The sequence below is a fragment of the Streptomyces sp. NPDC058469 genome, assembly GCF_042721125.1.
GTDB lineage: Bacteria > Actinomycetota > Actinomycetes > Streptomycetales > Streptomycetaceae > Streptomyces.
On record NZ_JBHXME010000304.1, the window covers coordinates 1 to 301 of the forward strand.

Consider the following 301-nt stretch of genomic DNA (forward strand, 5'->3'; position numbering starts at 1 on the left):
CTTCCGGCATCGCAGGTTCGGCCGCAGCCTCGGGGACGGCGGGCTCCGCCGGGATCGCCGGTTCGGGCGGTGCGCCACTCGGCTGGTCGGCCAAGGTGCTCGCGGTGCTCACCAAGCCGGCCGTCGCCGTGGCGGCGGGCGCGACGATCGCCGCGGGCGGCGTCTACGTCGTCACCCAGTCCCCGAACGACCCACCCCCGAAGGCCCTGGCCCCCACTGCGACAGCGGGCACCCTTCACCCCTCGTCCACCACCCCGACCACCGCGCCCCCCTCACCACGCGCCGGCCGATGTAGAGGGGG

1 pseudogene is annotated in these 301 nt (G+C 76.4%); it reads left to right on the forward strand.

The features are described from left to right. A pseudogene (locus ACFWP5_RS51630) lies at positions 1-301 on the forward strand (sigma-70 family RNA polymerase sigma factor); the annotation flags it as partial.